Genomic DNA, 24,988 nt, shown 5'->3' with positions numbered 1-24,988 from the left:
TTGTGTAACCTTGTATCAGATGTTGCTTTGGGCTTGTGCCTTCTGCATTCGTTTCTGCTCGTAGAGCCGTTGATCCGCCATGCGAAGCAAGCTGGAAGGTGCATTCAAACCGGGCTCTTCCGAGCTGGCGGCGCCCCAACTGAATCGTGCCTTAAACTGGTGGTTTTGCCAGTGGAATTCGGTCTGTTGAAAGTGTTCGGTCAGGCGTTGGCCGATCAGGCGGGCAGACTCCAGGTTCTGGTTTGGCAGCAGCACAACAAATTCGTCCCCGGCGAATCGGTAAACCGAATCATCCTCCCGCAACAGCCATTGGCATTCGTTGGCAATGAAGCACAGGTAAGCGTCGCCGCAATCGTGGCCGTAGGTGTCGTTTACTTTCTTGAAGTCGTCCAGGTCGATGAACAGCAGCGATAGCAACTGGCCGTAGCGGCGGGAGCGGCTCAGCCCCTGGCCGATGGCGTCGTCCAGGTCACGGCGGTTGCGTAGCCCGGTCAAAGGGTCTCGCGTGGCCAGTTCCCGCAGTTGTTCACGGGCCCAGACGCTGGTCAGCCCGATCGACACTTTCACCCCCAGTTGTTCCAGAAAAAACGATTCCATGTCTGGCTGGTAGCGGCTTGCATCCTGGGTTCCCAGGCACAGGCCGCCGACAATCCGGTCTTCCATGATCAGTGGCAGAATCGCCATCGAACCTATCGTTTGCCGGATTTCCGGGGGAATCAACTGGCGATAGCGCTTGGGCTGGTCCAGCAAAACTGGCAGGCGTGTATCGCCGATGTGCCTTATGAAATCGACGGCGGGGACTTTCAGGGGTGTCGTCAGTGCGCCCTGTTCTGCCAACGCTGCGCACAGCTGGTTGTTGGTGTCGATCTCGGTCAACACCAGCCAAACCTCGTCGAGGGCATATCGGGTGCGCACCAGGGCGGTCAGCCGGTCCAGAAAACTGGCGCTATCGCTGAGGTTCATGACCTCGACTTCAATCTCGAAAAGCGTCCGGGCAATCTTTTCATTGCGGCGGGCGTGCTCAATCAGATCCTGCAGGTCGAGTGAGCCTTCTGGCGAAAGTGGCATAAGATGGTTGTGTTCCGTGACACCGTCGTAATTGTCTGTTGTCGCCACTTGATAACCTGAACGTGGGGAAATCGCAAGTGGTCGCATTGAACGCGTGGATACCGGATGTTGATTGAATTCGGTTCTTTGTCCATCTATACCCTTATTAGACAGTTGATAGTAGACGGGCGAACGGGATCAGACAGGGCGGGGCTCTGATGCGTTATCAGCCGCAATATCTGCTGCAATACAAGGGATGGCATTCGATGGATATTTTGAAGATGGACACTCTAAAAAAGTACAGAACTCTGTTTTTTGTCGGATTGGCGATGGGGTTCACATCGGTTGCAGCGGCAAAAAACCATGCCTTGCTGATTGGCGTGGGGGATTATCCGGCTCAGCCACTGGAAGGCCCTAAATACGATGTGGCTGCTTTAAAAACCGTCTTGATGGATAAATGGAATTTCGCCGAATCCGAAGTCCAGGTGTTGCTTGATGAAGAGGCCTCCAAGAACCGGATTCTCTCCTCGATAGACGCTTTGTACGCCCGCACAGAGCCGGGCGATAACGTCTTCATTTACTTCAGTGGTCACGGCACCAGCGCCCAGGATTACGAGATCCGCGCACCGTTGCCCACCACCAGTGGCGCCTTTATTCCCTATGATATTGCCGGGGTAACCAGCCGCCAGGAGCTGGTGGAGAAGCTGGTGGTGGGCCGTGACGATCTGCGGCCCCGCTTCGAACAGTTTGATTCCAACGGCCGGCACCTGTTTGTAGCGATTGATGCCTGCTATTCGGGGAATACGGTTCGTGGCGCGTTTCGCAAAGAGCCTTTGCCCACCCGCCATCTCAGCCTGAACCAGCTGGTGCCCCGCAGCTTCGGAGCGGATCTGGATACCTCTGAAGAAACCACCTGGGAAGACGAGGGCGGGGACGAGGTTGTCTATCCCTATAAAAATGTCTTTTATCTGGGGGCGTCCGGCGAGCATGAGAAAGCTCAGGACATTCCAGAGCGCATGATCGAAGAGTACGACACCTTCGATAATAACCCTCACGGTGCTTTCACGGACACGCTGCTCAGGTTTATGAGTTCGCCGGAAGCGGCGGATGTGAACAAAGACGGCAGCGTCAATTACGCCGAGCTGCGTCAATCGCTGCAATCGCTGATGCAGCGCCGGGGATTCAATCACACGCCCCAGGGGCTTCCTGCCGTCAAGCAGGATGACGATCGCCTGGCTCAGCGCAGCGTGTTCTTGTTTGATAACCCCGCACAACCCGCGCAGGAAGAACCAGCGCAACAGGAACCCGCGCCGCAATCAGCTGAAGACACGACCACACAGCAGGTTGCAGTGGCGCAACCTGAACCCACTCCAGCGCCAACTGAGGCGCCAACTCAGGCGTCTTCGGCTGCCGCGCCCGAGCCTGCCGTTGAAAAACCCGCGCCACAGGCATCCGGGTTCAAGGTTTACGTTGATCCGGCATTGAACATCGACGAGAGCGATCTGGCGGGCCTGTCCGGCGTGCAGTTCGTTTCCGACAGGTACGACGTTGGCTTTATGGCAGGCAACGCGCAAACAGGCGCCAGTGGCGGTCTTCACGTGGTCGACCGCGGCGGCGAGCTGGTCAGGAGCCTGAGCCAGGTGGATGCCGGGGCGATTGAGCAGCAGATTGTTTACGAACGGTGGCTGCAAAAACTTTTGTCAGAAACCCGCGACAGTGCCCGTGGCATGGGCATCGAGGCCGGGTTCAGCGATCTGGCCCGTGGCAGTGCTGCGGTGGCTGGCGAACTCATCGGGCTTGATGTCCGCTTGCCTGACGGCGGGTATCTGATGATTCTGAATTACACGTCGGATGGCACGGTCAACGTGATATACCCCTTCACTGACGCTGAGGCCAAGCGCGTTGCCAGTCAGTCAAAGATTTCGTTCACCGACCTGATGCAGGTTACCGAGCCCTACGGCCGCGATGTGGTGCATTTTGTGGTGTTGAACGACCCGCACGAGACCTATCAATCCCTGGTGGGAAATGCCCAGTTCGCTTATGACAGCTCAATGGGCACCCGGCTGCGGGAGTTGCTGGCCGGGTCGACCATGTCAAAAGGCGTGACTGACCTGACTCTGTTGACGGCTCGCCAGCCCTGAAACCCGGCAAGTGTGCGGCAGAACCAGGCCAATTTTTTTAAATCGACTTGCCGGTTCGCTAGGCAAAAGCGGTTTTTCTGTACTATAGGTTAACAAGAATTAATCATACGACTTTGGGCGCAATGCTCAGAAGATAAAGATGAGATGTGTGAGAGGGAAGAAATCATGTTTTGCTTAGGGAAGAAGGTCGATCGCCCCAGTAGTTCCCGCCGCCGCGTGTCTTCTGTCAGAAACGAGAATTGGAGCATGACAGTGCTCGGGGCTCTGTTGCTGGCGGTTTTGACATTCGGGGCAGGCGCCGTATCGGCGCAGGAAGAGGATCCTCACGCCGAGGTTTTCTCTGAAACCATGTACCCCAGCGCTGATCAATGTGCGGGATGTCACCAGAGAATTTACGACGAGTGGAGCGCCTCGGCCCATGCCTACGCCGGCCTTTCTCCCATGTTCCACAAGTTCGAGCAGGCGATTAACTCCCTTGCACCCACCATCGGCAACTTCTGCGTACGCTGTCACCAGGGCGTTGGTACCACCATCGGTGAGTCTCGCGCCACAGACGCCTGGGATCGTAACCCGGTTTCCCGCGAGGGTGTGACCTGCGTCAGCTGCCACCGGGTGAACGTGGAATACGGCAAGGTGAATGGTTCCCGCCGCATGGTACCGGGCGGCATCACAGAGCCGGTTTACGGAGCTAACAAGTCAGAGCCTTTGCAGGAAATCCTGGCTAACCCAGGCAAACACTCGGTGACCACGTCCAGTGACCCGAACACCATGGGGATGAAAATTCATCAGGACGCCATCGAGTTTGAACAGTTGGAAAAATCCGAATTCTGTGTCTCCTGCCACCAGGTGGCGGTAAACCTCGGCATCAAGCTTGAGGTGGTCTGGGACCAGTATCGCGCGTCCCCCGCCCATGAACAGGGCGTTTCCTGCCAGCAGTGCCACATGGGCAGGGTGCCGGGCGTTCCTTCCGGCTACGAGCGTGCGCATGCAGCCGAGCTGATTACCGGGCCGGTTGGGGAAGAGCGGGATCATAAAAACCATTCGTTCTATGGCCCCGGCTACTCCATCGCCCACCCGGGAATATTCCCCCATCACCCGGACGCCAAACGCTGGACCATCAAAGAATGGCTGGCCTTTGACTACCGTGCCGGTTGGGGTACCCCGGAATTCGAGGACGAAGTGCCGGATGATTACGAGTTCCCCGACGTCTGGGCGGACCCGATCGACCGTGAAGATGCACGCTGGATCATCGAAGACAACCAGAGAAAGCTGGCCTATCGCGACAAGACCCGCAAGCAGGTCATGGAAAACGGTACCCACATGGATGGGCCTTTCTTCGACGACGACCCCAGCGTGGGTGACGATCTCGATTTCCACTACGTGATGTACAACACCAACTCTGGCCACAACGTGCCGTCTGGCTCCCTGGGTGCCCAGCCGGAAATCTGGGTGAACGTTGCATTGATCGATCCGGACGGCAACAACATCTGGGAGTCTGGCTACGTCGACAGCAATGGCGACATGGCGGATCTGCATTCGCTGGATGTGCGTGCTGGCAAGATTGAACACGATGACCAGCTGTTCAATCTGCAGACCAAGTTCCTGACCACGAATGTGAAGGGCACCGACCGTGAGATGTATCTGCCGGTGAACTTTGATATCGACCAGTTGCCGTTCCTGAGACCGCCCGCTCAACCGGTAACGGTCATGAACCATCCGCCGCTGGTACGGATGGAAAGCCGCAGTATTCCTCCGCTGGGCAACAAGAAAGCGAGTTATTCTGTACCGGGTGACCTGATGACCAAGCCGGGTACCTACAAATTGGCCGTTCGTACGCGAAGCAGGGCAGAGCCGATTTATTTCATGCGCTTTGTCGGCGCGACTTCCGAAATGGAGCAGGCGATGAATGAGAACATGATCGACATTCATCCCTACACCGTTGAATTTGAAGTGAAATGAGCCAGGGAGCCGGTTTGATGACTATTTACAAGCAAACGAACGTGCTGGCGGCAACCTTGCTTCTGGCCAGCTATTCGGGCGTGGCGGTGTCTGCGGAAGGCGTCGACATGGATGACAAGGCCAAGACAGTTGAGCACTCCAGTGACGTGTTCCGTTCTGGTCCGGTCTACCCGGAGCAGAACTATTCCTACGAAGCGCAGCTGAAAATCTACGGTGACAAATCCGAGAATGAAAATCCGCGAGCGCTGTTAGAGCTGGGTAATCCCATCTACGGGGTGGGGATGATCAATGAATCCTCATACTGGTTGGGCAAGAAAAACCCGGTCAACCACGAGTTCGCCATCTATGGGGACTGGCGCACGGCCGCTGCTTATAATGACAACGACGTTGAAAGCGAGCAGCGCCTTGCGACTACGCTGAACCTGGAACTCGACTGGCGCCTGACCGGCACCGAGCGTATTCACGCTAAGCTGACGCCCTTGGAAGAACGCAACCGTTTTACGCGAATCGTGCGCAACGATGACGATGAAACAAAGGACGAAGAGGAGTTCGAGAGCGACTTCCGGTTCGATTCTCTGTTTTTCGAGGGTGACCTCGGTTACCTGGTGACGGGCGCGACGGGGGAATACCAGTCCTGGGACTTGCCGTTCGCGTTTGGTCTGATGCCCCTGTTTTTCCAGAACGGCATCTGGGTAGACGATGCGTTCACCGGGCTGGCAGTCACCATTCCCGCGCAGAACAGCAAGGCGTTGAATATCTCGAACTACGACGTGACCTTCTTTGCCGGCTTCGACGATGTAAATGCGTTGAACGGTGTCGTTGATAAAGACGATACCGCCGTCTTCGGTACGACTGCCTTCCTTGAAGCCAATCAGGGCTACTGGGAAATCGGCTACGGCTTCGTGGATGACCAGAGCAATCAGGACGTCCACGACTACCACAACGTGACTGTGGCGTTTACCAAGCGTTATTTCGGCTGGTTGTCCAATAGCATTCGGGTGATCGGTAACTTCGGACAGGATGAAGAAGCCAACGACTCCGCTACAGGCGCCGTGTTGCTGCTGGAGAACTCCCTGATCACCGAATTGCCGTCCACGCTGGTTCCCTACTTCAACTTCTTTGTTGGCGTGGACAACCCGCAGTCGCTGGCACGCGGTGCCGGTGCTGGTGGCATTCTGAAAAACACCGGTATTGTGTTCGAGGGCGATGCGCTGACGGGTTTTCAGTCTCTCAATGCCAACGCCAACGACGTTTACGGCGGTGCCATTGGCGTTTCCTATCTGTTTGATCTGAGCCAGCAGCTGGTCGTGGAAGTGGGCGCATCGATCCGTCAGGATTCAGACGCCACCGATACGATCAACCAGGGCAATCAGTATGGCGTGGGTGTGCGTTACCAGCGCAACCTGAGCCGCGCCTGGCTGGCCCGGTTTGACGTGACCGGCGCCACGCTGGAAAACGATCAGGACAGCACGCAGGACAGAAACATTGTCAGCGCGAAGATTGAACTGAAGCGTAAATTCTAGATTGTGCGATCAGAACGGCATCGGGCATTGGCCCTGAAGCCGAAATAAAAAAGCGCCCACTTGGATGGGCGCTTTTTTTTGGGGCTGCCGAGTGGGCCTTCTGTTATTGCAGTATCGCCAGCGGGAAGTCGCTCACGGTGTCGGGCTTGCTGGTGGTGGGTGTCTGCTGATTGCCGGTCAGGCCTTTGACCCGTTCCGCAATGTAGGCGTCCAGAGTGTTCACGGTAATCACGCCCTTGGAGAAGAAGTCCGCTTTGCCATTCAGGCCCTCAATCAGCGCCTTGGTAAATGCGCCGTTGCCCCAGGACGGGTTTTCCAGCGAATACTGCCGGCCAGAGGAAGAGGCAAACACCACCACGCCATTGTCGGCACCGGTCAGGTCCATGACGACGCGGTTGACGTCACCAATCGAACGGCGCTGCATGCCACCCAGAATATTGCCGGAGAAGCAGGTATCGGCAAAAAGAACGGTTTTGCCCGGTAGGTTGCTCAGGGTTTTACGGATCTCGTAGTAGGAGACGCTGGTTCGGGTCAGGCTTTCGATATCACCGTTTGAGGGCACAAAATAGTAGTCGCCTGTGTTGTCGTTAATGCCGTGTCCGGCAATGAAGATCATCGCGACGTCTCTGGCGGTAACTTCTTTGTTCAGCCACTCCAGCCCGGCCAAAACTTCGTCTCTGGAGGCATTGGCTAGTTCCTTGATCTCAACACTGCGATACAGCTGGCCTTCCTGTTTGCGGATGGTGTTGGCCAGGTCCTTGGCGTCTTTGGCGGCGTAAGCGAGGTCGTATTCGTCGTTGTCGTAGTCAGACACACCCACGGCCAGCATGTACAGCCGGGGCTTGATGACGTTCTGCTCCTGTACGCCGGTCCACACGAACTTGACCGTCGCCGGGGAGGAGCTCAGGCCGTCGGCTATCGCAACCACGCTAAGGACGCTGTCTTTGCTGGGCAAAGTAACTTTTACCGTGCGCTCGATTTCACGTTTGGTGTCTTTGCTGCGCGATAGCCCCCTGGTGTCAGGCAGTGGGCGGCCATCGACCAGAATCTTTACGTCGCTGACCGCTGTTTTCGAAGTCAGGCGATAGGTCAGCTCAACTTCGGGTTCAGAGAAAAGCGCGGTGGCGTCGTGGGAAACGATCTCTACCTGCGGTGGCAGCTTGGAGGGCACCGAGTCTTTTTGCTTTTGTACTTCAGGCGCTTGCTTGCCCAGTTTCTGCATCAGGTTCGAATCGTAGTACTGCTGCTGAAACAGCGTAATGTCGAAGGCCGCGGCAAGCTTGTCTTTGCTCTGAGTTTCCACCCAGGCCAGCATCTGGCGCGGCGCGCCTGAGCTGAAGAAATAGCCGCTGGGTGTGTAGGCGACCCACTGTTGGTTTTTGCGGTTAACGATCAGATCGAGCAGGTGCTTGCCATTGCTGGCGTTATAAAGGCGTACCACGCCGTCCGCTTCCAGGGTGAACAGATAGTCCCTTGAGCGGTCGTAAGCCAGGTCCCACGCGGTTGCCTGGGTCGGCCTTGAGAAGAGTTGCTGGCCCCCCGAGGAAACCCCGCGCAGGCCGAAATCACTGGAAACAAACGCTTTGTCTGGCCCGGATGTGAGGGCTCTCAGCCGCTCTCCGTCTGCCAGTGAAAACGAGGCGCCCTTCAGTGAAAAGGTCTGGTTTACCACCCGTGGCAGCGTTTCACGGGCACCTGGTTCGGTCAGATTGCGACTGGCCTGTAACGCCATTCTGTCCAGATTGATCTGTATCGACCCGTCGTCGCCGTAAAGGTTGAGCGCGAGATCCGCATTGCGATCCAGCTCAATGCGGCTGTAGGGAGCGTCAGTGAGACGGGAATGGCTCAAATAGCGGCTCTGCCCTTGAGGGCCAATGCGGCCGATGGACGGGCGATGGGTGGCGAACAGCACATCGCCATCGGGCAGGGCAATCAAGCGGCTGGTTCGTCTCCGGTCCAGAGTGCCCAGTTGCCGCTTGCCAAGCTGATCGCCGGACCATTTGACCAACCCGATGCTGTTGCCTGGCCCAAAGCTGCCAGAGGCGAGCAAAGTGCCGTCATCGGTCCAGGACAGCTGCGCCAGATCCCCATGGTTGATCTTGTCGAGCTTGATGGAGAATGCATCGTCCAGGGTGCGGGCATTGATGATGCGTATATCCGGCTTACCGATGGCACTGAGTGCCAGATATTGCCCCGTGGGATCGGCCGCCACACTGGCAATGCCGTTGCCAAAGGGCAGTTTTGCCTTTTGTACCGGAGACCAGTTCTTGTTGAAGAGCTGGATAACGCCGCTGCTGTCTGCAACGGCCCATTGGCCGGATTCAAGGGCCAGGATGCTGGTAACCTGAGCCCCCAGATCGATTCGTTTGATCGTTTTCCGGTTGCCCAGGTTGATGATTTCCAGTCCGGTGGTGGTTCCCGCGACAAGCTGATCCGGAGACTGTTCGGAGATTGCCAGTCGGGTAACGGTATCGCTGGTTGTCAGGGGCGCGCCCAGCAACTTCTGCCGGCTGGAAAGCAGGAAAACAAGAGCGTCACCCCGTTTGTTACGAAGATTGCCCCCAGCGGCCACCAGGCCGTCCTGTGGCCGAACCGCAATGGCATTGAGCCGGCCACCCTTGCCACTGATGTCTGGCGGATACAGATTGGTCAGTTGACTGCCCGTGTCCAGTGACCACTGCTTGATAACGCCATCGTTCCCGGCGCTGTAGATGAAAGCGCGCTCAAGGTCGACAGCAATGTCGTGAATAGCCCCCAGATGGTTGTCACCATGGTACTTCAACGCCATCTGGCCTTGTGCCTGAGCACCCGCTGCCAGAAACACGATGGCGATCAGGACGGTGCGTTTTAATAGTTCAAGCATGTGCTATTCTTCCCTTAACACTTTGTAATCCAGATCAGACGGCTGACCTGTCCCGTTGATTACATTGGACGGACAGTTGAGAACCTACAAACAGTAATAACTCATGACCGGAAGATTGTCATATAGGCGCAGACAGTCAGGCATGGATGCGGTGTGATCGGTGAGAAAGTCTGACCGAATTGCAGATATAAACGGTTTCAAATGTTTGCGTTGTCCATCTATAAAGAATAACGAGACCTGATGTACAAAGTTTTGAAGGATCTGTGTACAAGGAGCCAAGCAACATGAAAGTTATTCTGCCGTTGACGATGATTTCTATCCTGGGCTTAACCGCCTGCGCCTCCAGCCCCTCCAGCTCTTCCATTCCGGATTGGGTCATGAACCCGAAAAGCAGCGCCGGTCTGGCAGCGACGGGCTGTGCCCCAATGGCCAACGATATGGCCATGTCCCGGAATATGGCGACGGCCCTGGCGCGCCGTGATCTGGCCCAGAAGCTGGAGACCCGAGTGAATGCCGTCGACAAGCTCTACAGTGAAAAAACGGCCACCGGAAGCAGCCAGCACTTTTCACAGTCAGCGGAATTGGTGACGGATCAGGTGCTGTCCAACACCCAGCCCGAGCGGATAGAAGTGGTGGAGCTGGATGGCAAGGATAACCTGTGCGCCATGATGGTACTGAATCAGACGCAAATGAAGAGTACCTTCCGGTCGATCGCCAAGGGCACACAGCTGAAACTGAGCCAGCAGGAAGAGCAGGAACTGTACTCGGAGTTTGCAGAATTCTGAACGTTGGGTTTCGCAGCATTGGCTGAAGAACCAGACGTTTGAACCCGATCCCCAGACGCATTCAAACGGATGCGCCATTCGTGCAAGGACGCCAGGGATACTCATTTCAGGGACAGACGAGAGAGAAAAAATAGAGGAAGATGTATGTTTTCACGAAAGATTACGATTGGGCTAGCGAGTGTTGCTCTTTTGGGCGCGATGAATGCAAACGCCGAGCTTTTGAAGGGTGATACAGAAATTTCAGGTTCACTGTCTATCCAGGAAACGGAAACAGACTTCTCCGATTCCGAAACCACCTTTCTGCTGTTTACCGGTGGTCAGATGTTAACTGACAATCTGCAGGGCATTCTTGGCATTAGCATGTTTGAGAGTGAAGGTTTTACCTCAGGCCAGTTTACGTTCGGTGCTGACTATCTGTTCTCACCGCGTTCGGAATTGATTCCCTACGTCGGCGGTTCTTACGCTCTGTCATTCGGTGATCAGGACGACACCGATTTCCTTCAGTTAAAGGGAGGTGTGAAAACCTTCATTTCTGAAACAACGTCTGTTTTCGGTGAATATCGTCGCCTGGAGGCAGTGGATTCCGACTTCGATATCACTATCTCTACGCTGGCTGTTGGTCTTAGCGTCAAATTCTGAGACCCGCCACTACATTTCCGAGGCCCATGCGCGAATGCCGCACATGGGCCTTGGGTTTTCCAGAATCCCGCCATTCAACGGATCACTCAGCCACTTCGACCTTGTAGTAACGTGCTTCTTCGCCGTCCTCATCCTCGACACTCAAATACGTCTCTTTGTCGCCGCCGCCCATTTTAAGCCTTGGCTCATCGCCTCGATCGAATTCGAAGTTATGCGGGTGCTTGGACATTTCGATACCGCGCTCGGTATCCCACAGGAAGACATAGTTGCCGCTCATCGCAACGGCAAAACGCCAGCTGCCCATGAAGCCACAATCCAGGAACTGCGAGGTGCCACCCAAACGCTTGGGTTTTGTGCCTTTTGGCCAGGCGTCGAATACGTAAGGGGTTTCTTCGTTGACGACATCATAGATGTGCAGCCTTGAGTACCAGCTGCGGCTCATGCCACTGCCGGTTTCAGTGACATAGCCCGCCACGGCGATCATGTTTCCATTGGGGGACTCGCTGGCGCAGGAGGCGTCTTCCCATTTCCAGGTTGAATCAAACAGCTCTACCTTGCCCTCATGCTTGTCGGTTGGGCGGTTTAGCGCTTTCATGGCCATCTTTGGCGTGTCAGTGGTTTCGGTGAGTTTGTATTTGAACGCTCGCGGCTGTGTTTTGCCAAATACGTCCAGGTTGACGGCTTGTGCCGCTTCTTCCAGTGCCCGGTAAATTGCGTTGATACTGGCGGAACTCGGGGATAAACCGTCGGATGGCGGGTTGCCTCGTGTTCCCATGGGGTTGGTAACGGCCGCTTCGACGTTGGCCTGCTCATCCACAAACCGGATGTCTGCCTGGGCTGTGGCGCTGTAGCTGTTGGCGATGGATGGCAGCACATCCAGGTTGAGGTAGATCCTGAGTATGCCGTCGATGGCATATTTGTCTGCATTTTCGACAAAGTCTTCTGCGGTGATCAGTGCACCCGGGTCTTCGAGTTGGGTCCAGCCGTTCTTCAGGGCCTCCGCTTCGTCCTTGTCCAGCACGGTAATGCCATTGTCCAATAGGATCATTTCGAGATGGCTCTGCGCGTTATTGGCAAAGCGCTCGGCGGCCTCGTTTTGCGGAAACACCATGACGGCAACTTTTTCAAAGTTGGCAGCCAGGGCATTGGCGCTGAGCAGTGAGGTAATGGTGAACAGCAGCGCAGCGCTGAGTCCTTTAAACGTTCTGTTCATCTTGTCAGTTCTATACATTCCAGAGGCTTCCTTTCAATGATCGAAACATCGCGACTTGGGCTAGGGCGTCAGAGCACCGCCAAGTTTCACTTCAAACCGTTTCACCAGGTTGATCGCCAGCAGGTCCAGAGCAAAGGCTTCGCCAACCGGGTTCCAGCCTGTCATGCCATTGAAGCGATCAATCATCAATGTTGTGTTCGGGTTGTGGGCGCTCTGGGTCACATCGCCGGAAAAACGATAGTCTTTGCCGTTGGGGTTGGACGGGTTATCCCGTGACTGAACTTCGCCGCCAGCGTAGACGATAAAGTCGAGCGCTCCGTCCTTACCTTCGAAGCTGTCCAGGCTATCAAGCTGCTCTGGCGTGACTTTCTTGCTGGACACCACAACGCCGCCGAATTCGTTTACCCACTCCCGCATCTTGTCGCAGGCTTTGGCCCAGTATTGCAGTTGTCCACCGGTCTGGCTGCCACACCACAGCCGGATATTCTGGGCTTCGATGGTATTCCTGACGGCCGCCTGTCTGCGTCCTTCCGCCGAGCATTCAAGCGATGACAGCTGCTCCTCTGCCTGCGACCGATAAGCATCGTTCTGGCTGCTATTGGTAATGGTCTGCAGGCGGGTGAGGGCGGCGCAATTGTTGTTGCTTGCCAGGTCAATGTCGGCAAGTTCGAACAGTGCTTGCTCCGCAAGGCCTAGTTGCTGATTGATGGGGGCGATTTGCTGTATGCGCATGCCGATCTGCTTGGCATTCATGGCCGCTTCTGCACGGGCATCCGAACTTTTTGCGTTGTTGTAGTTGAGCTTGGCCTGGCGCAGGTTTTCAAGCAGCGCTTTGCCTTCACTGAACGTCTGCGCAAGTTGATTCATGCGGTCCTGAGCCGCCTGAAGCTGGGACTGTGCGGTGCTGGCCTGAACCTTTGGCAATGCGTCGAAAGCGATTTGCTTTAGCAGGTCTGTGGCTGTATTCAGCGAGTCCTGGCGGTCGGAAAAGGAAAGATTTGGATTGTCCGTGTTGTCCAGGGCTGTATCAAATTCGGTGTAGAGCTGCTGGGCGTAGGTGGCTTCTTTCTGCTTGGTCACAGACTCTTCCGTTACTTTCACGCGAGCCCAGAGAATGCACTCCTCCCGGTCCAGCCAGATTTCGTCCACTTCAACAAATTCGAGCGTGTTATCAACGGTGAGGGTGGAGAGTGATTCCATGTCGCGGGTACTTTCCCCGCTGCTGTTCATCGCTTCGGTAATGGTTAACTGATTTTGGACTCTGACCTTGATAGACGCGGCAAGATCTGAAATGGCCTGCTGTTTCGCGATCGGGACGCTGCCTGCAAAATCATCGTCCTCGATGCGAACCGAACCGATGCCGGTATAGAACCCCTCGGGCGCCTTAGGCTGGGTCACCCAGTCAGGTTGCGGTGTTGCATCAAGGTAGTCGCAGTCGGCGGCGACCTGTGCGCTGAAGACCAGAAGAGACGCGGCCAGAATTCGGTTGAGATGGTTCCATTGCATGTTATGGGTTCCCTGAACGAAAGATCGAATGAAATCAGGCTTGGATCACGGCCAACCACCAACCTGGCAGGGCGGCGACCAGGGCAATAAAGACAATGTGAAACAGGTTGTCCATGAGTATGTAGGACCAGGGGGTGAACGGCGCCTTCATGAAATCGGTCTTGCCCATGGTTTTCATATACCAGGCAACGAAGTTTGATCTATCCTGCCAGAAGTGTTGAACGGCAATCAGCAGGAGCTGCCACCAGGCGAACGCGGTAAACAGAAAGGGCAACATGTAACACACGACGTGGACCAGACAGATGCCCGGATTGTTCTTTTTTCCCTTTGCCATCCAATCGTTTTGTAGCAGATAATCTCCGATGAAATGAGCCAATATCCAGTCCATGTTCTAACCTTTGTCCGTCTTTTGTTTATAGTTTAGACGGTCTATCGCCGACTTTTGAATCGCCATTTCAAAACTGACTACCGGGGTTGTCTATGGAAACCAAACGCCTTTTCAGCATAGTAGCAATATTCGCGTTCAGCCTGTTTGGTGTCGCGTCGGCTCACGCCGCTGACAGCTGCGATACGGGCTGGGAATTGATGGCACAGCAGAGCGAGGGCTATCAAGTTGAAGGCTGCGCTGAAGCATCACCGGGTAAACAGGTCGTGGAACTGTCGCCCTGGGGCAGGATTGTGTATTCACGCCCTGACGCTGGAGGGCAGGAGCTGGTGTGTGACAACAACGGTGAGCAGCCGGTTCGTCTGACGGTTGCACCAGAAAAAGCAGATATTGGGCATGCTGCTGCGGATACGACCTGTGCCTGGGATGGCAATCTGTATCGCTGTGAAGGGGATGGCGCCCCCCAAATGTTCTGTTCCACCAGCGTCGCGGTTGCGATGAATGATGGCGCAACGCCCACTGCAACCACCTCGGTGTCGACCCGCGAAGCGTCTGGCATGTTCCCGTTCAACTACAAGGAAGACATTGCTTTCGGCGTGAAACAGATGAAGCCGAAAGTCGCTGATTGCCGTTCCAATCTCCAGGAATCGGAAACTGCGGTTGAGCTATCCTGGCTGATCAGCCAATCCGGCGAGATTGAGCAACTCGAATTGAGAAGCGAGCATGACCACCCGGAAGCATTGTCCCAATGCCTGACAGAAAATCTGAAAGACTTTCGTTTCAATGAGCATCGCTTTGCAATGCAGTATTGGGAGCAGACATTTAATCTCTAAGAGCGGTCGTTCGGGAACAGGACCAGTAATCGAATGGATAACGATAACAGGTTTGACTGGATCAGCCCCCGACCGTTGCTGATTCTTTTCTTGACCAGCGTGGTTGCCGCGCTGGTCTGGCATTTTACCCTTGGCTACCGTCTGGACAGGCCTTTACACGATGCCATATCGGTCGCAAAACCCCGGCTGGCCTGGCAGCACGCCGGGGTTGTGGCGGTAGACGACGGTGTTCCCCTTCAAGTCGGCCGCACCCAGATGCTTCCTCTGTTCTCCCGCGCCACCGAAACGCTGGTTGCTGCCGGCGCCAGTGGGGTTTTCCTGGACGCCCGGGTGCCGCTGACCGTCGACAGCCGTTTGCCCTTTGCCGAGTGTATCGAGTCCTCTGGCCGCGTCAGGTGGTCGCAGCCCCGCTGCACAGCCAATTCCGGAACCTGCGGCCTGATGAGCAGCCGCGCAGGCCGCCGCGGGCCGTTATCCATGGACAGCGAGGCATTTGAACGCTTTTATTACGCGCCCCCTCACATAGATACAGATCCCCCAAGATACTGGGCGTTATTCGGGCGTTCGGTTTCCGCGGATCGCGCCGCCGATCACGTGGGCAGGGATGAACTGGTCGTGCCCGATGACCCCGGTTTGCGAGACGGTGTATCCCGGTGGTTGAGCCACGATCCCGATCACGCGATCAACCGGCTGGTCGCCGCCATTGATCCGGATGTGGGGCGCCAGAGCGAGGAGGAAGCGCTGACCCAGGCCTCGGAGCCATGTGAAGTGTCCGGACAGGGCAAGGTTGCCTGCAGCCGCGTGCGGCAGGGCCCGTTTGTGGCTGATTTTAGTTTTCTGACAGGCGATGACCGTTCGTTGATTCCTCTGAGCACATTGGCCCAGTGTGATACAGGGTTATCCCCATCACAGCGGTCACGGATTGAGGGCAAAGTCTTTATTCTTCAGGCGTCGTCACCGCTTGAGCCCATTGATTTCCATAACACGCCCATGACCACCGCGTTCAATGGCGACGCAAAGTTAACGGCTGGGCCCCAGTTTCTTGCGGACGCCATTGAGACCCGTCTCTATCAGGATCATCCCAGACTGCTCCAGGACTGGGCGGCTATGGGTGTCTACCTGATTGGCCTTCTGTTGGCGCTTCTGGTGCTTTACCGCTTCTCCATCCGGCTGGCCTTCCTGGTGCCGCCTTTGATTGCGGGTGTGTTGTTCGCCATCGGGTATTTCTCGTTCCCTGCCTTGTTGCTCCCGATCGTGGGGCCAACGTTAGCTGCCGCTTTGCTGGTGGGGCTGGTCGTGGTATTTCAGCGAAATCGGAGTATGCGAGAGGCGCGGATTGTATCTGGCTATCTGCCATCAAAGGTTCGAGACGTGGTGCTGCGTGAAGGTGTCAGCAACATGTCTTTCAGCCAGAAGACCGCCTGCGCGGTATTGATCAGTGATATTGCAGGCTATACCCGCTTCACCAGCCTGGTTCAGAACCCCGAGATTGTGTTTCGGGAAATCAATCGCTATCTGGATGCGGTAACCCAGCAGGTGCAAAGTGACTGTGAAGCCTGGCTGGAGGGCTACACCGGCGATGAAGTCTGCTTCTACTGGCCTGAAAAGTACGATGCTGATGCCCGCTATAACGCCTTGCGAGCGGCCCTGGTGCTCAACCGTCTACAGAAGGAGTACTTCCAGTCCATGGGGGACCGGGAGTATGCACTGGAGGATGAACAGGTTCAGGCTCATATAAAAAGCGGTATGCGCGCTGGCATTGGCCTGGCCTTTGGCGACCTGACCATGGGCAACATCGGACCGGAAAAGGGCATCAAGAAGTTCGGCATACTGGGTGACCCATTGAACCTGAGCTCCCGTCTGGAGGGGCTGACCCGCAAGTTTTCCAGCGACATCATTGCCAGCCATCAGTTTATCAATGCGGCCGCAAAGCTGGATATTGCTACACGGCGACTGGCTTGCGTCAAGGTAAAGGGTCGTTCGGAGGCGGAAACCATCTATGCTTTGGGCGAGCGTCAGGACGAGCGCTTCAATCCTGAAAGGGTGGCCAAATGGGAAGCCTGGTTGGCGGCCATTGAGCAGTCCGGAGAGTGGGTCAGCCCCGAGCCGGGGATGGGCTACGAGGCTGATGTGGAAACAATCCAGAGCTGGCTGGAGCGGGGGCTGCTCCGGCCAGAAGAGGGCGTCTGGTATCTGGACGAGAAGTAAGCGGCCAGTACCAGAGCCCCGTTCTTATTCCACTGCGATTTCGACGCGGCGGTTGAGCAAGTGCTCTTTCTCAGAGTTGCCCTCGTACAGAGGTGCTGTCTCACCCTTGCCCAGCGTCTTGATGCGAGGCGCCAGATCCGGGGCTGCGTCTACGATGGCCTGACGGATGGCGCGGGCACGTCGCTCTGACAGGGTTTCATTGTAGTTCTCGTCGCCGCGAACGTCGGAGTGCCCCATCAGCGTGAATACTTTGTCTTCCAATTCTTTGTTTTTAAGTGCTTCCACAATCACTTTCGGATCAAACGCTTCCGGGTTGACCAGTTTTTCGCTGTCGTACTCAAAATTCAGACGAAGCGAGTACTTGGGCTGGTACTTGTGGAAACTCTTCGGGGGCAAGGTTGTCAGCGCACGGGTCACGGATTCGCCGGAAACCGGCTGATTGGCGAGCTCTGAATCGATATCCAGTGCCAGTTTGGCAATCCACTGTGGCGCGTCGTTATGAAGTGCGCGGGCATCGTGCAGCAGGTTGACGGCTTCAGTGTGGTAGCCCATGGCATTGCGCGCCTCGGCATAGCGAGCGATCGCCAATGCAATCTGGTCGTCATGCTTGGCGTATTTGCGGGCTTCTATGTAAGCACTTTCTGCTTCCTGATAGGACTCGGAATAGAAGTTGGCCTGACCCAGCAGATACCAGTTATCGAATCGTTCGCACACATCGATGGACGATTGAAGCAGTGATTTGGCTTCCGCCCAGTTTCCGGCTTTGCCAGCTTCCATGCCCTCATTAAAGTAGTTTTGTGCCTCGGTGCAGTCTTTGGCTGCGACAGACACACTTGTGAATGCGACAGTGCACAGAACACCGATTTTAATGATTTCCTTGATCATGGCTTTCATCCCCAAATGTCATTTCATATTCGGCTCTGCCTAAATGCCTGGCGACAACAATGCAAAAAGGCGCTTGGCATTATAAGATGGACAAAAGCAGAGAATGGAACCGAATTCAAGACAGTTAAGGGATCAATGCTGTGTCCAATAAACAGGCCAAATCTTCTAATTATCTTATTCCTGTTGCCCTGATTGTGCTATCGCTGATTACCAGTGTTCTGCTCAGTCAGGTGTTCCAGCAGGATGGAGCCGACTCAGCGCCCCAGGTCGCCGATCAAGGGGATTCCTCTACCGAACCGGTCTCCTCAGCCAGCGAAGATGAAGGTTCCGAGCCTTTGGACGAGTCTGTTTCTGTCAGCGAGCCAGAGACAGAAACCTCGGATGAAGAGGTCGCGTCCGCCGATGAAGATCCACAGCAAGCCGGGGAAGTCGATGGCGCCGCAGCGTCAGAAGAACAGGCTGACGTTTCGTTGATCAGTGATCTGTCGGTTCTGGTCCCTGCCAATGACTCCCTCTGCAATGGCCAGTCGCCCTGGATGGAAGGCGAGCAGTCAATCTCTGAATCCTCCGGTTCGCCGGGCTGTTATGGTTTGCGCTTCAAGCTATCCAGTCAGGCCACGGTGCTTTTGCTCAAATTGGGTGACAGCAGTGATCCTCGATCTATGCTGGCTGAAAACTGTCGACCTTTCGGTTTTAACAGTGCTCAATTTGAGCCGGAAAAGGTTCAGCGTCTTCCACGAGGCGTTGATTCCCAGCCGGGGGTTTTCCAGGTCGGTGCTGAGCCCGCCCAAACTCGATTCATCCTTGTGGCGGCCAAAGAGCCCAAGGAGCAAATGAACAGTCTCGCTGGCGGCGTGGCTAATCTCTGTGGCCAGAGTGCTTCCCTCAGCAATGCGCAGGTGCAGGAGCAACTCGATGCACTTGCGCAGCTGGAAGGCGTCTCCGTCGAGGAAGTTCAGGCGAAGTTGTAATTCAGCTTTCCGTCTTTGGGTGGGCGTGGTACTGGTGGCATTGCAGGCAGTCATTGCCCACCTTTTCTGGCTGATGACAGGTTCCGCACTCCTGAACTTCTATCTGCTGGAAATCATGTTCGGCATCATCCAGTTCGGCCTGGTGGCAATCAACGCATTGCTGATCCGACAGGGGCTGCATGTGTGGGCGATGCTCGAACCTGGTCAGCGGCTTTTGATGTGAGGCGGGTTGCCAGATATTGCTGTTATCGGCCATATCCCGATTCACCTGGTGGCAGCGCCCGCACTGTCCCGCCATCTCCTCGGACAGCAGATCTTTCAATAGCAGCTCATTTACCGCGTTCTTTTCGCCGGTCACCAGGTCTTCGATCAGGGCTTTGAACAGCGGGTCTGAATGGCCCGAGGGACGATAGCGCAGCGTGAATCCACGGAGGTAGGTACCGCCTTCGTTCAGCTGGCTGTAGTAGGGCGCGTCGTCCGGAAGCGGTTGATCGTCAAACCAGTAGGCGTCGGCCGTTTGCATCTGCTTCGGATTCAACTGCGCCAGCATCGCTTCTACCGCCGGGTCTGTGGCCTGCGGACGGCTGTTCGGTGCCTGAAGCGCGTTCAACAATTGCCGGCTTTCCCTCACAAAGTATTCCACCTGCTGATTCTGGATCGCAGTGAACTCACTGGTGTCGAGCGGATCGAGGTCGAAGTTGACCATGGCCTTCAGGTTTTCCGGCGGGTCGCCCAATTTGTTCAACAGCCAGGCCTGGGCCGGGCTCACAAAAGCCTGCTCGTCGTAGACGGCTTCTGGTAGCTCCTGGCCAGCGCCCAGCCTTGCCTCGTCGATGGCGGGCACAGACCAGAGCACCAGGCCACCATCAAAGAATTCCCCGGTAACATCGCTCTGGTGACAGTCGCCGCAGCTCTGGTCGAATGGCTGCACCGCAAAATCATTACCCATGGCTTGCGCTTCTGGCTTGTGGCACTGGGCGCATTCGAACTCGGATTGATTCTGATCCGGGAAATATTTGTTTGCGTGGGTCGAATGGTTGAAGGCCAGTGCGCGTTCACTGACTGGCCGGGCGGCTACGTCACCAAGCCCGGGATGGCTGCCCGGGAATTCAAGTACGTCGGTATGACAGCTTGCACAGCTTTTGCCGGCGGTCGTCATATTGAGGGCAGCTTCGCCTTCGTGTTCCTGGTGACAGGTCTGGCATTGGTGCTGCGACTGAAGTGAAACCGTTTCATCCAGGGTGTCGGTAAAGCGCATATTGTGCGCCTGCAGAGGCGCTTCAGAGAATTCGTGACAGTCGGCGCATTGCTGTGTCAGCTCATTGGAATGACCGCTGCTGAAAACTGTCGCTTCCCCGTGGCAGTCCTGACAGGAATCGATATTGGCGTGGGAAGAGGTCAGCTGCCCGGGTGAAAAGAAGACGTTGTCGCTACCCATCAGGAACAGTGACGCGAAGATCAGTAGCCCCAGAACGCTGGCCGACATGACGATTCGACCTCTTATCACGCGCTTGCTCAGTTTGGGCTTGCAGGGCGGACGGCTGAGGCAGCATTGGCCGTTTGCCAGCGGCCCCTGTTCGCATTTCCCTCCGGATGTGAAGGGTCGGTTACAGTGCCAGCGATCGCCTTCCTTGAAGGGTTCGCATTCAGACAGCGCCTGGCATTGCCCTTTTCCGTCAGGGCCTATGTTGCATCCCTGGCCATCCGCTTGTCTTCCGCACACCCATTTCTGGTTGGGACGTTCGTATTGGCTGTTGCGGAAACCAAAATCGTCTTCATGCCTCATGCTATCGGCCCCAACCTTTAACTGTATTGCTCAATTTGAATGCCATGGGTCATGGCCAGTACCAGCGTCAGATAGCTGAATGGAATGTGGATTAACAGCCAGTAGCGCATGATCTGGTACAGAGCGGCGTTGAGATCCAGGTTGATCTTGCGCTGAACTAATTGTTCGATCTGATCCAGCGCTTCCTGCTCTCCCTCGCTCAGGTAATTCCGGATGGCCTGAAACTCCCTGCGCCAGAAGTGGGCGGGGCGGGGAGAGTCAATGGCATGGTGAAGAAAGTTCTGTTGGCTGAGTAAAAAGGGCTCGAGTTTGGCTTCGTAGAAGTCCGCCAGAGACGTGCGCTTGGTTTCCCGCACGGTATCGGTCAGCAGGTTTTCAACCTGTTGCCTGACTTCCCTTCGATAACGGGGGATTCGCTCATAGATGACCTGTGGCCCTCGTTTTACCAGTACCGGTGGGTAGATCCTGCTCGCCAGCAGCCCGATGACACCGCTGAACAACGAAATCATCAATGAGACAAACAGTAAGCGCTCGAACCATCCGTTCGGCCAGACGGTATCAATATGGAGCAGCAACAGGCCCAGGGCGAACAAGCCCAGGTAATAGTGAATCTGTGCCCAGACAGCGGCTTTGCCGATCGGCAGGAAGTTGAGCTTTTTGCGCCAGTTAAAGCAAACGAGGAATAGCAGGCAGGCAAATAACAGCCACCCGAGGGCGTAGTGAAACTGAAACCCCGTGTGGGTTAACCGGTCGAACAAAAAGTACACCACCACCAGACCGGCAGCCGTCAAAAGCAGTTTTAATGTGCGTTTCACTGTCCGGGTCATGAATTATTTCAACCAGTCCTTGATGGCCTCTTCATCCGCCAGGTTTACTCGCCGGAGTGCGTCGTGTGGGCAGGCATTCTGGCAAGCTGGCGATACCGGGTTGTCGTAGCAGAGGTCACACTTGGTGGCTTTGTTGATGGGGCGCATCTGCTCGTCCAGGATGTAATGCCCTTTCTGATCCCGGATTTCCACCATGCGGATATTGTCGTAGGGGCAGCTGTTGGCGCAGGTCTGGCACCCGATGCAGGTGGTATCGTTGATCACCACTTCACCATTCTCGCTGCGGTGAATAGCGCCGGTCGGACAACCGATCATGCACACCGGGTCAGCACAGTGCATACAGGCGTTGGCCACCATGATGTTCTCGAACTGCTTGCCGTGGCGGATAAAGCGCGGGTTGTTGTCGTGGTTGGTGGCGCAGGCTCGCACGCAGTCGTCGCAACCGGTGCAGCGGTCCAGGTTGATCAACATCGTCTCGGTGCCATTGATAAAGCGCTCGTCGACGAAAAAATCCATCAATTGGTTTTTCTTGGTGTCTTCCAGTGGGTCACCGGAGGTGGGCTTGTTTATGTGCACACCCAATGCTTCGGCTTCCAGGTGTGGAAACAGGTGTTTGTCACACAGTGAGCCGGGCAGGGAGATCATATCGGTGTAGCCAAGCGCGGCGATGCCGTTCTGGTAGCTGTTGCCGGTATTGGCCCCCTGATAGGCCCCCAGCATCTCGTCGAGCCCGAATACGTCCCCTTTGGAGAGATAACTGATGGTGTATTCCGAGTGGCCGTAGGCCTTGGTTTTTTTGGCAAAACCGGACCGCAGGATCAGAAGGGCAGACGCGTAGTCCCCCTCATTGACGATGGGAGTCGTATCGCCGGCGTTGGTGTTCCAATCCCGCTTGCCGACCGATACAAATTCGGCGCCATCCACCAGGGCCTGCAAGGCGGATTCGGGAAGTTTCTGGAACAGGTCCAGGGAGAGCAAGTGGCTTCGAAGGCTACGTTCGCGATAAACCCGATCCACCGATTCCCGGAAGGGTTTGCTGACCTGAAGCAAATCCCGCAAGCCCTGCCATTTGATTTCAAGTAACTGGGTTTTACAGGTTGCGATAATCGTCGCGCTTCGAATGGATCGCGACAACGCACCGATTTCGCCAAAGATTTCTCCCGGGCCCATTTCGTCCGGATCATACTTTTGGGCGGCAATCACCCTGGGAACGTCCTGAAGGAAGACGCCTTGCTGCAGGCGTTCTTCGGTCGCGCCGGCGGGGTCGTATTGCTCAGGGTCTCTTGCTTCGGGTGTCGACGGGTTGCTCAGTACTCGTTTTACATGCGCCCATAAGCTTTTCTGGGGCGCCTGGCCGCGACCCAGCGCGGATTTGTCGACATTGAACAGAACACTGACATTACCCGAAACAATAAAATAGGCCGTGGCCCCGTAGTCGCCCTGGCGAACGATCACTTCGTCCTTTTCAAAGTTCAGCAGGCGAGATTCGTTCAGAAGAATGTCCTGAATCTTGCCGCGTACTTTCTCTGCCTTGGCGTCTGTGCCGGAATCACCCGACGGTGGAACCATCGAAACGAAAGGCTCTCTCTCGAGCAGAGAGGCCACCTGATCCGGCGCCATCTCGGCAGAGAACGCATGATCCCATTTTTTCGGGCGCTTGATCTGAGTCGGGGTATTGTCCTCAGTCATGACTGAACCTGATGACGGACCAATCAACGTCAGAGTGATTCCCTTCGAACGCCCGCAGGCTGTCCTCCAGCGATTGCGTTAATTGCTGGCTGGGATAATTGCCACAGGCGTCTGGAAGTGCCGATGTAATGCTCTGGAATGCTTCGTTGGCATCCGCGTTGTCGATCACGACCAGGTGGAAAGACTCTTCTCCGGCGCCCGGATCAAGCCTGAGCGCTGTGGGTTGTCCTGACGCGTTTGGAACATGATAGCGTCCCTTCGCAATTGGCCCACCGAAGGCGTTACAGGGATCCGGTAACAGCATCAAGGGCGCGGCACCGCTGCTCTGAGAAATCAGATATACGTTGGCGCCGGGCCGTGCCTGAATGTCCACACCGAAGCAGCTCTCCGAAGCCAGTCGTGTCTGTGACGCGGGCACTTTGCCCAGCAACCAGGGATTATCGGTATCACATAGCTGGCGTGATTGCGGGGTATAGACGCCGAATTCGCTGACCAGGGGCTGAGGCTTGGAGGGCGCCGGCTTGGGTTCAACCTTTGGAGTTGCTGGCACCGTCGGTGCAGGCGTCGGCGCTGGGTCAGGCTGGACCGCCGGAGATGCTGCTGGCTCGGGCTGCTGCGGAGCAGGTTCGGGCTCTGGCTGGGGTGCAGGCTGCGGCGCGGGTTCAGGCTCTGCCGGTTTAGGGGCGGGCTCTGGCGCTGGTTGAGGCTCAGGCGCTTTCGGCTGACTTGACGGTGCCGAGGGAACCGGGGCGCTGGCGATGTGTTTGTGATTGACTGCATTGGTGAATTGGTCACCGATCTTATCATCGGACCACTTCTGGGCTTTTTTCTGGATCTGGTCTGCCGTTTTCAGCAGTGAGGCCGAGTCCGTCGGGTTATAGGCCTTCGGAATTTCAGACAACAAACCTTTAAGCGGGGCGGCGCCGGTCAATTTTGCCAGCCCGTTGAGGTTTGCCAGCGCGACATAGAGCCGCTCCTGCATTTTATCGCGGTAGCGACCCGCCTCTTTGGACTGGGCCAGGCCTCGGAGGCTGTGTTCCAGCTCGACGGCGTAGCCGATCACTTTGATCATGTTCTTTTCGTTGGCATCGGGCTCTGGACCATGGCGGACCTTTTCCAGCCTTTCCATGAGATCAAAGCTGCTGCCTGCAGGGTGCTCTGCGGTGTTGACCAGTTTCTCGTTGGGGGTCAGGTGGCAGCCCATGCAGTTGTTGGCGAAGCCGTAGGTGTCGCTGGGGATGATCATACCGGCTGCGCGGACCTTGGCGTGACGTTCCTGACGGTCGTGAGGGGCTTCGTACTCCCGTTTGACGCCATTGCCCTCGGGCTGGTGAATCGCTATCCAGTCTGTGGCGGGTCCGTGGCAGCTTTCGCAGCTAATGCCGGAAATCACCCTCTCCCGGCCCCGGTCCATCCCCACGGTGTAGTGGCAATCTGCGCAGATGGCGTCGGTATCGCGGACGCGGTCTACGCCCATGGTTTCTGCGATCTGCTTGGCTTTATCCTGGCGATGAAATTCGCGGAACGTCTCGTGGTGAGCGGTTTCCTGCCATTTCCGGATTTGAGGCTTGTGGCACTTTGCGCACTCTTTGTAACCCATGACGTCTTCCGGGTTCCACTCGTTGCCGTGGGCTGCGCCGCCGGTGAAAAGTGCCAGGAAACAGAACAGCAGAAATCCTTTTGCGATCGTCATAGCCTCTCATCCCAATAATATTTTTTCTGACCCCG

The 24,988-nt window shown here is 56.1% G+C and carries 18 protein-coding genes; 8 read left to right on the top strand and 10 right to left on the bottom strand.

Annotation, left to right across the window (positions count from 1 at the left end):
- Positions 1 to 15 precede the first annotated feature (15 nt).
- A complete protein-coding gene (locus tag QLQ17_RS12015; RefSeq protein WP_283209818.1) occupies positions 16 to 1,116 on the bottom strand; it encodes a sensor domain-containing diguanylate cyclase in 1,101 nt (366 codons plus the stop codon).
- Positions 1,117 to 1,328: 212 nt separating this feature from the next.
- Between QLQ17_RS12015 and QLQ17_RS12010 the strand changes: the two genes are divergently transcribed.
- The 3 genes from QLQ17_RS12010 (at position 1,329) to QLQ17_RS12000 (ending at position 6,670) form a co-directional block, all read left to right on the top strand.
- Positions 1,329 to 3,188: a caspase family protein gene (locus tag QLQ17_RS12010; RefSeq protein ID WP_283209817.1), complete on the top strand. Its 1,860-nt coding sequence runs from the start codon at positions 1,329 to 1,331 to the stop codon at positions 3,186 to 3,188.
- A 246-nt stretch (positions 3,189 to 3,434) separates the two neighbouring features.
- Positions 3,435 to 5,147 carry a multiheme c-type cytochrome gene (locus QLQ17_RS12005; RefSeq protein ID WP_283209816.1) on the top strand — a complete coding sequence of 571 codons (1,713 nt, stop codon included), beginning with the start codon at positions 3,435 to 3,437 and terminating at the stop codon, positions 5,145 to 5,147.
- Between the two features lie 17 nt (positions 5,148 to 5,164).
- Entirely contained in the window at positions 5,165 to 6,670 is a 1,506-nt protein-coding gene (locus QLQ17_RS12000) for a hypothetical protein (protein WP_283209815.1), read from the top strand.
- A 103-nt stretch (positions 6,671 to 6,773) separates the two neighbouring features.
- Here the strand turns inward: QLQ17_RS12000 and QLQ17_RS11995 are convergent, their stop codons facing one another.
- Positions 6,774 to 9,533, bottom strand: coding sequence for a caspase family protein (locus QLQ17_RS11995; RefSeq protein ID WP_283209814.1), 2,760 nt, complete (start codon positions 9,531 to 9,533; stop codon positions 6,774 to 6,776).
- 284 nt (positions 9,534 to 9,817) lie between these two features.
- Between QLQ17_RS11995 and QLQ17_RS11990 the strand changes: the two genes are divergently transcribed.
- Positions 9,818 to 10,318: a hypothetical protein gene (locus tag QLQ17_RS11990; RefSeq protein ID WP_283209813.1), complete on the top strand. Its 501-nt coding sequence runs from the start codon at positions 9,818 to 9,820 to the stop codon at positions 10,316 to 10,318.
- A gap of 144 nt (positions 10,319 to 10,462) precedes the next feature.
- The gene (locus tag QLQ17_RS11985; protein WP_283209812.1) at positions 10,463 to 10,957 is read left to right on the top strand and encodes an outer membrane beta-barrel protein; all 495 of its coding nucleotides are present in this window, start codon (positions 10,463 to 10,465) and stop codon (positions 10,955 to 10,957) included.
- An 82-nt stretch (positions 10,958 to 11,039) separates the two neighbouring features.
- On the opposite strand, the gene QLQ17_RS11980 is transcribed toward QLQ17_RS11985, so the two are convergent.
- From QLQ17_RS11980 to QLQ17_RS11970, 3 genes are read right to left on the bottom strand one after another with little or no spacing between them, the layout of a single operon-like run.
- A complete protein-coding gene (locus QLQ17_RS11980; RefSeq protein ID WP_283209811.1) occupies positions 11,040 to 12,170 on the bottom strand; it encodes a hypothetical protein in 1,131 nt (376 codons plus the stop codon).
- 60 nt (positions 12,171 to 12,230) lie between these two features.
- The gene (locus QLQ17_RS11975) at positions 12,231 to 13,676 is read right to left on the bottom strand and encodes a hypothetical protein (RefSeq protein ID WP_283209810.1); all 1,446 of its coding nucleotides are present in this window, start codon (positions 13,674 to 13,676) and stop codon (positions 12,231 to 12,233) included.
- 34 nt (positions 13,677 to 13,710) lie between these two features.
- Positions 13,711 to 14,064: a DUF3307 domain-containing protein gene (locus QLQ17_RS11970; RefSeq protein ID WP_283209809.1), complete on the bottom strand. Its 354-nt coding sequence runs from the start codon at positions 14,062 to 14,064 to the stop codon at positions 13,711 to 13,713.
- Positions 14,065 to 14,156: 92 nt separating this feature from the next.
- On the opposite strand from QLQ17_RS11970, the gene QLQ17_RS11965 reads away from it, so the two are divergent.
- Together QLQ17_RS11965 and QLQ17_RS11960 are read left to right on the top strand one after the other, a co-directional pair.
- Positions 14,157 to 14,894 (top strand): hypothetical protein, encoded by a 738-nt coding sequence (locus QLQ17_RS11965; RefSeq protein WP_283209808.1) that lies wholly within the window; start codon positions 14,157 to 14,159, stop codon positions 14,892 to 14,894.
- Between the two features lie 33 nt (positions 14,895 to 14,927).
- A complete protein-coding gene (locus tag QLQ17_RS11960) occupies positions 14,928 to 17,102 on the top strand; it encodes an adenylate/guanylate cyclase domain-containing protein (protein WP_283209807.1) in 2,175 nt (724 codons plus the stop codon).
- Positions 17,103 to 17,126: 24 nt separating this feature from the next.
- Here QLQ17_RS11960 and QLQ17_RS11955 read toward each other — a convergent pair whose 3' ends face one another.
- Positions 17,127 to 17,996: an OmpA family protein gene (locus QLQ17_RS11955; RefSeq protein ID WP_283209806.1), complete on the bottom strand. Its 870-nt coding sequence runs from the start codon at positions 17,994 to 17,996 to the stop codon at positions 17,127 to 17,129.
- 131 nt (positions 17,997 to 18,127) lie between these two features.
- Here QLQ17_RS11955 and QLQ17_RS11950 point away from each other — a divergent pair, with 131 nt between their 5' ends.
- Positions 18,128 to 18,958, top strand: a complete 831-nt coding sequence (locus tag QLQ17_RS11950; RefSeq protein WP_283209805.1) for a hypothetical protein — start codon at positions 18,128 to 18,130, stop codon at positions 18,956 to 18,958.
- A 1-nt stretch (position 18,959) separates the two neighbouring features.
- Here QLQ17_RS11950 and QLQ17_RS11945 read toward each other — a convergent pair whose 3' ends face one another.
- Genes QLQ17_RS11945 through QLQ17_RS11930 form a run of 4 tightly spaced genes read right to left on the bottom strand, consistent with a single transcriptional unit; the run spans position 18,960 to position 24,953 of the window.
- Positions 18,960 to 20,744: a cytochrome c3 family protein gene (locus tag QLQ17_RS11945; RefSeq protein WP_283209804.1), complete on the bottom strand. Its 1,785-nt coding sequence runs from the start codon at positions 20,742 to 20,744 to the stop codon at positions 18,960 to 18,962.
- A 17-nt stretch (positions 20,745 to 20,761) separates the two neighbouring features.
- The gene (locus QLQ17_RS11940) at positions 20,762 to 21,571 is read right to left on the bottom strand and encodes a hypothetical protein (RefSeq protein WP_283209803.1); all 810 of its coding nucleotides are present in this window, start codon (positions 21,569 to 21,571) and stop codon (positions 20,762 to 20,764) included.
- Positions 21,572 to 21,574: 3 nt separating this feature from the next.
- Positions 21,575 to 23,260, bottom strand: a complete 1,686-nt coding sequence (locus QLQ17_RS11935) for a cyclic nucleotide-binding domain-containing protein (protein WP_283209802.1) — start codon at positions 23,258 to 23,260, stop codon at positions 21,575 to 21,577.
- Positions 23,253 to 24,953 carry a multiheme c-type cytochrome gene (locus QLQ17_RS11930; protein ID WP_283209801.1) on the bottom strand — a complete coding sequence of 567 codons (1,701 nt, stop codon included), beginning with the start codon at positions 24,951 to 24,953 and terminating at the stop codon, positions 23,253 to 23,255. Before QLQ17_RS11930 ends, QLQ17_RS11935 begins: the two co-directional genes overlap by 8 nt.
- Positions 24,954 to 24,988 lie beyond the last annotated feature (35 nt).

This window comes from Marinobacter sp. CHS3-4 (assembly GCF_030053415.1).
GTDB lineage: Bacteria > Pseudomonadota > Gammaproteobacteria > Pseudomonadales > Oleiphilaceae > Marinobacter.
This window is presented reverse-complemented; position numbering and strand designations above follow the sequence as displayed.

Excerpts from the sequence above, each read along its gene's own strand:
- QLQ17_RS12010 (WP_283209817.1), top strand. The coding sequence starts at position 1,329 with ATGGACACTCTAAAAAAGTACAGAACTCTGTTTTTTGTCGGATTGGCG.
- QLQ17_RS11940 (WP_283209803.1), bottom strand. The coding sequence starts at position 21,571 with ATGACCCGGACAGTGAAACGCACATTAAAACTGCTTTTGACGGCTGCC.
- QLQ17_RS12000 (WP_283209815.1), top strand. The coding sequence starts at position 5,165 with ATGACTATTTACAAGCAAACGAACGTGCTGGCGGCAACCTTGCTTCTG.
- QLQ17_RS11975 (WP_283209810.1), bottom strand. The coding sequence starts at position 13,676 with ATGCAATGGAACCATCTCAACCGAATTCTGGCCGCGTCTCTTCTGGTC.
- QLQ17_RS11985 (WP_283209812.1), top strand. The coding sequence starts at position 10,463 with ATGTTTTCACGAAAGATTACGATTGGGCTAGCGAGTGTTGCTCTTTTG.
- QLQ17_RS11965 (WP_283209808.1), top strand. The coding sequence starts at position 14,157 with ATGGAAACCAAACGCCTTTTCAGCATAGTAGCAATATTCGCGTTCAGC.
- QLQ17_RS11995 (WP_283209814.1), bottom strand. The coding sequence starts at position 9,533 with ATGCTTGAACTATTAAAACGCACCGTCCTGATCGCCATCGTGTTTCTG.
- QLQ17_RS11970 (WP_283209809.1), bottom strand. The coding sequence starts at position 14,064 with ATGGACTGGATATTGGCTCATTTCATCGGAGATTATCTGCTACAAAAC.
- QLQ17_RS11955 (WP_283209806.1), bottom strand. The coding sequence starts at position 17,996 with ATGAAAGCCATGATCAAGGAAATCATTAAAATCGGTGTTCTGTGCACT.
- QLQ17_RS11990 (WP_283209813.1), top strand. The coding sequence starts at position 9,818 with ATGAAAGTTATTCTGCCGTTGACGATGATTTCTATCCTGGGCTTAACC.
- QLQ17_RS11980 (WP_283209811.1), bottom strand. The coding sequence starts at position 12,170 with ATGAACAGAACGTTTAAAGGACTCAGCGCTGCGCTGCTGTTCACCATT.
- QLQ17_RS11935 (WP_283209802.1), bottom strand. The coding sequence starts at position 23,260 with ATGACTGAGGACAATACCCCGACTCAGATCAAGCGCCCGAAAAAATGG.
- QLQ17_RS11960 (WP_283209807.1), top strand. The coding sequence starts at position 14,928 with ATGGATAACGATAACAGGTTTGACTGGATCAGCCCCCGACCGTTGCTG.
- QLQ17_RS11930 (WP_283209801.1), bottom strand. The coding sequence starts at position 24,953 with ATGACGATCGCAAAAGGATTTCTGCTGTTCTGTTTCCTGGCACTTTTC.
- QLQ17_RS11945 (WP_283209804.1), bottom strand. The coding sequence starts at position 20,744 with ATGAGGCATGAAGACGATTTTGGTTTCCGCAACAGCCAATACGAACGT.
- QLQ17_RS12005 (WP_283209816.1), top strand. The coding sequence starts at position 3,435 with ATGACAGTGCTCGGGGCTCTGTTGCTGGCGGTTTTGACATTCGGGGCA.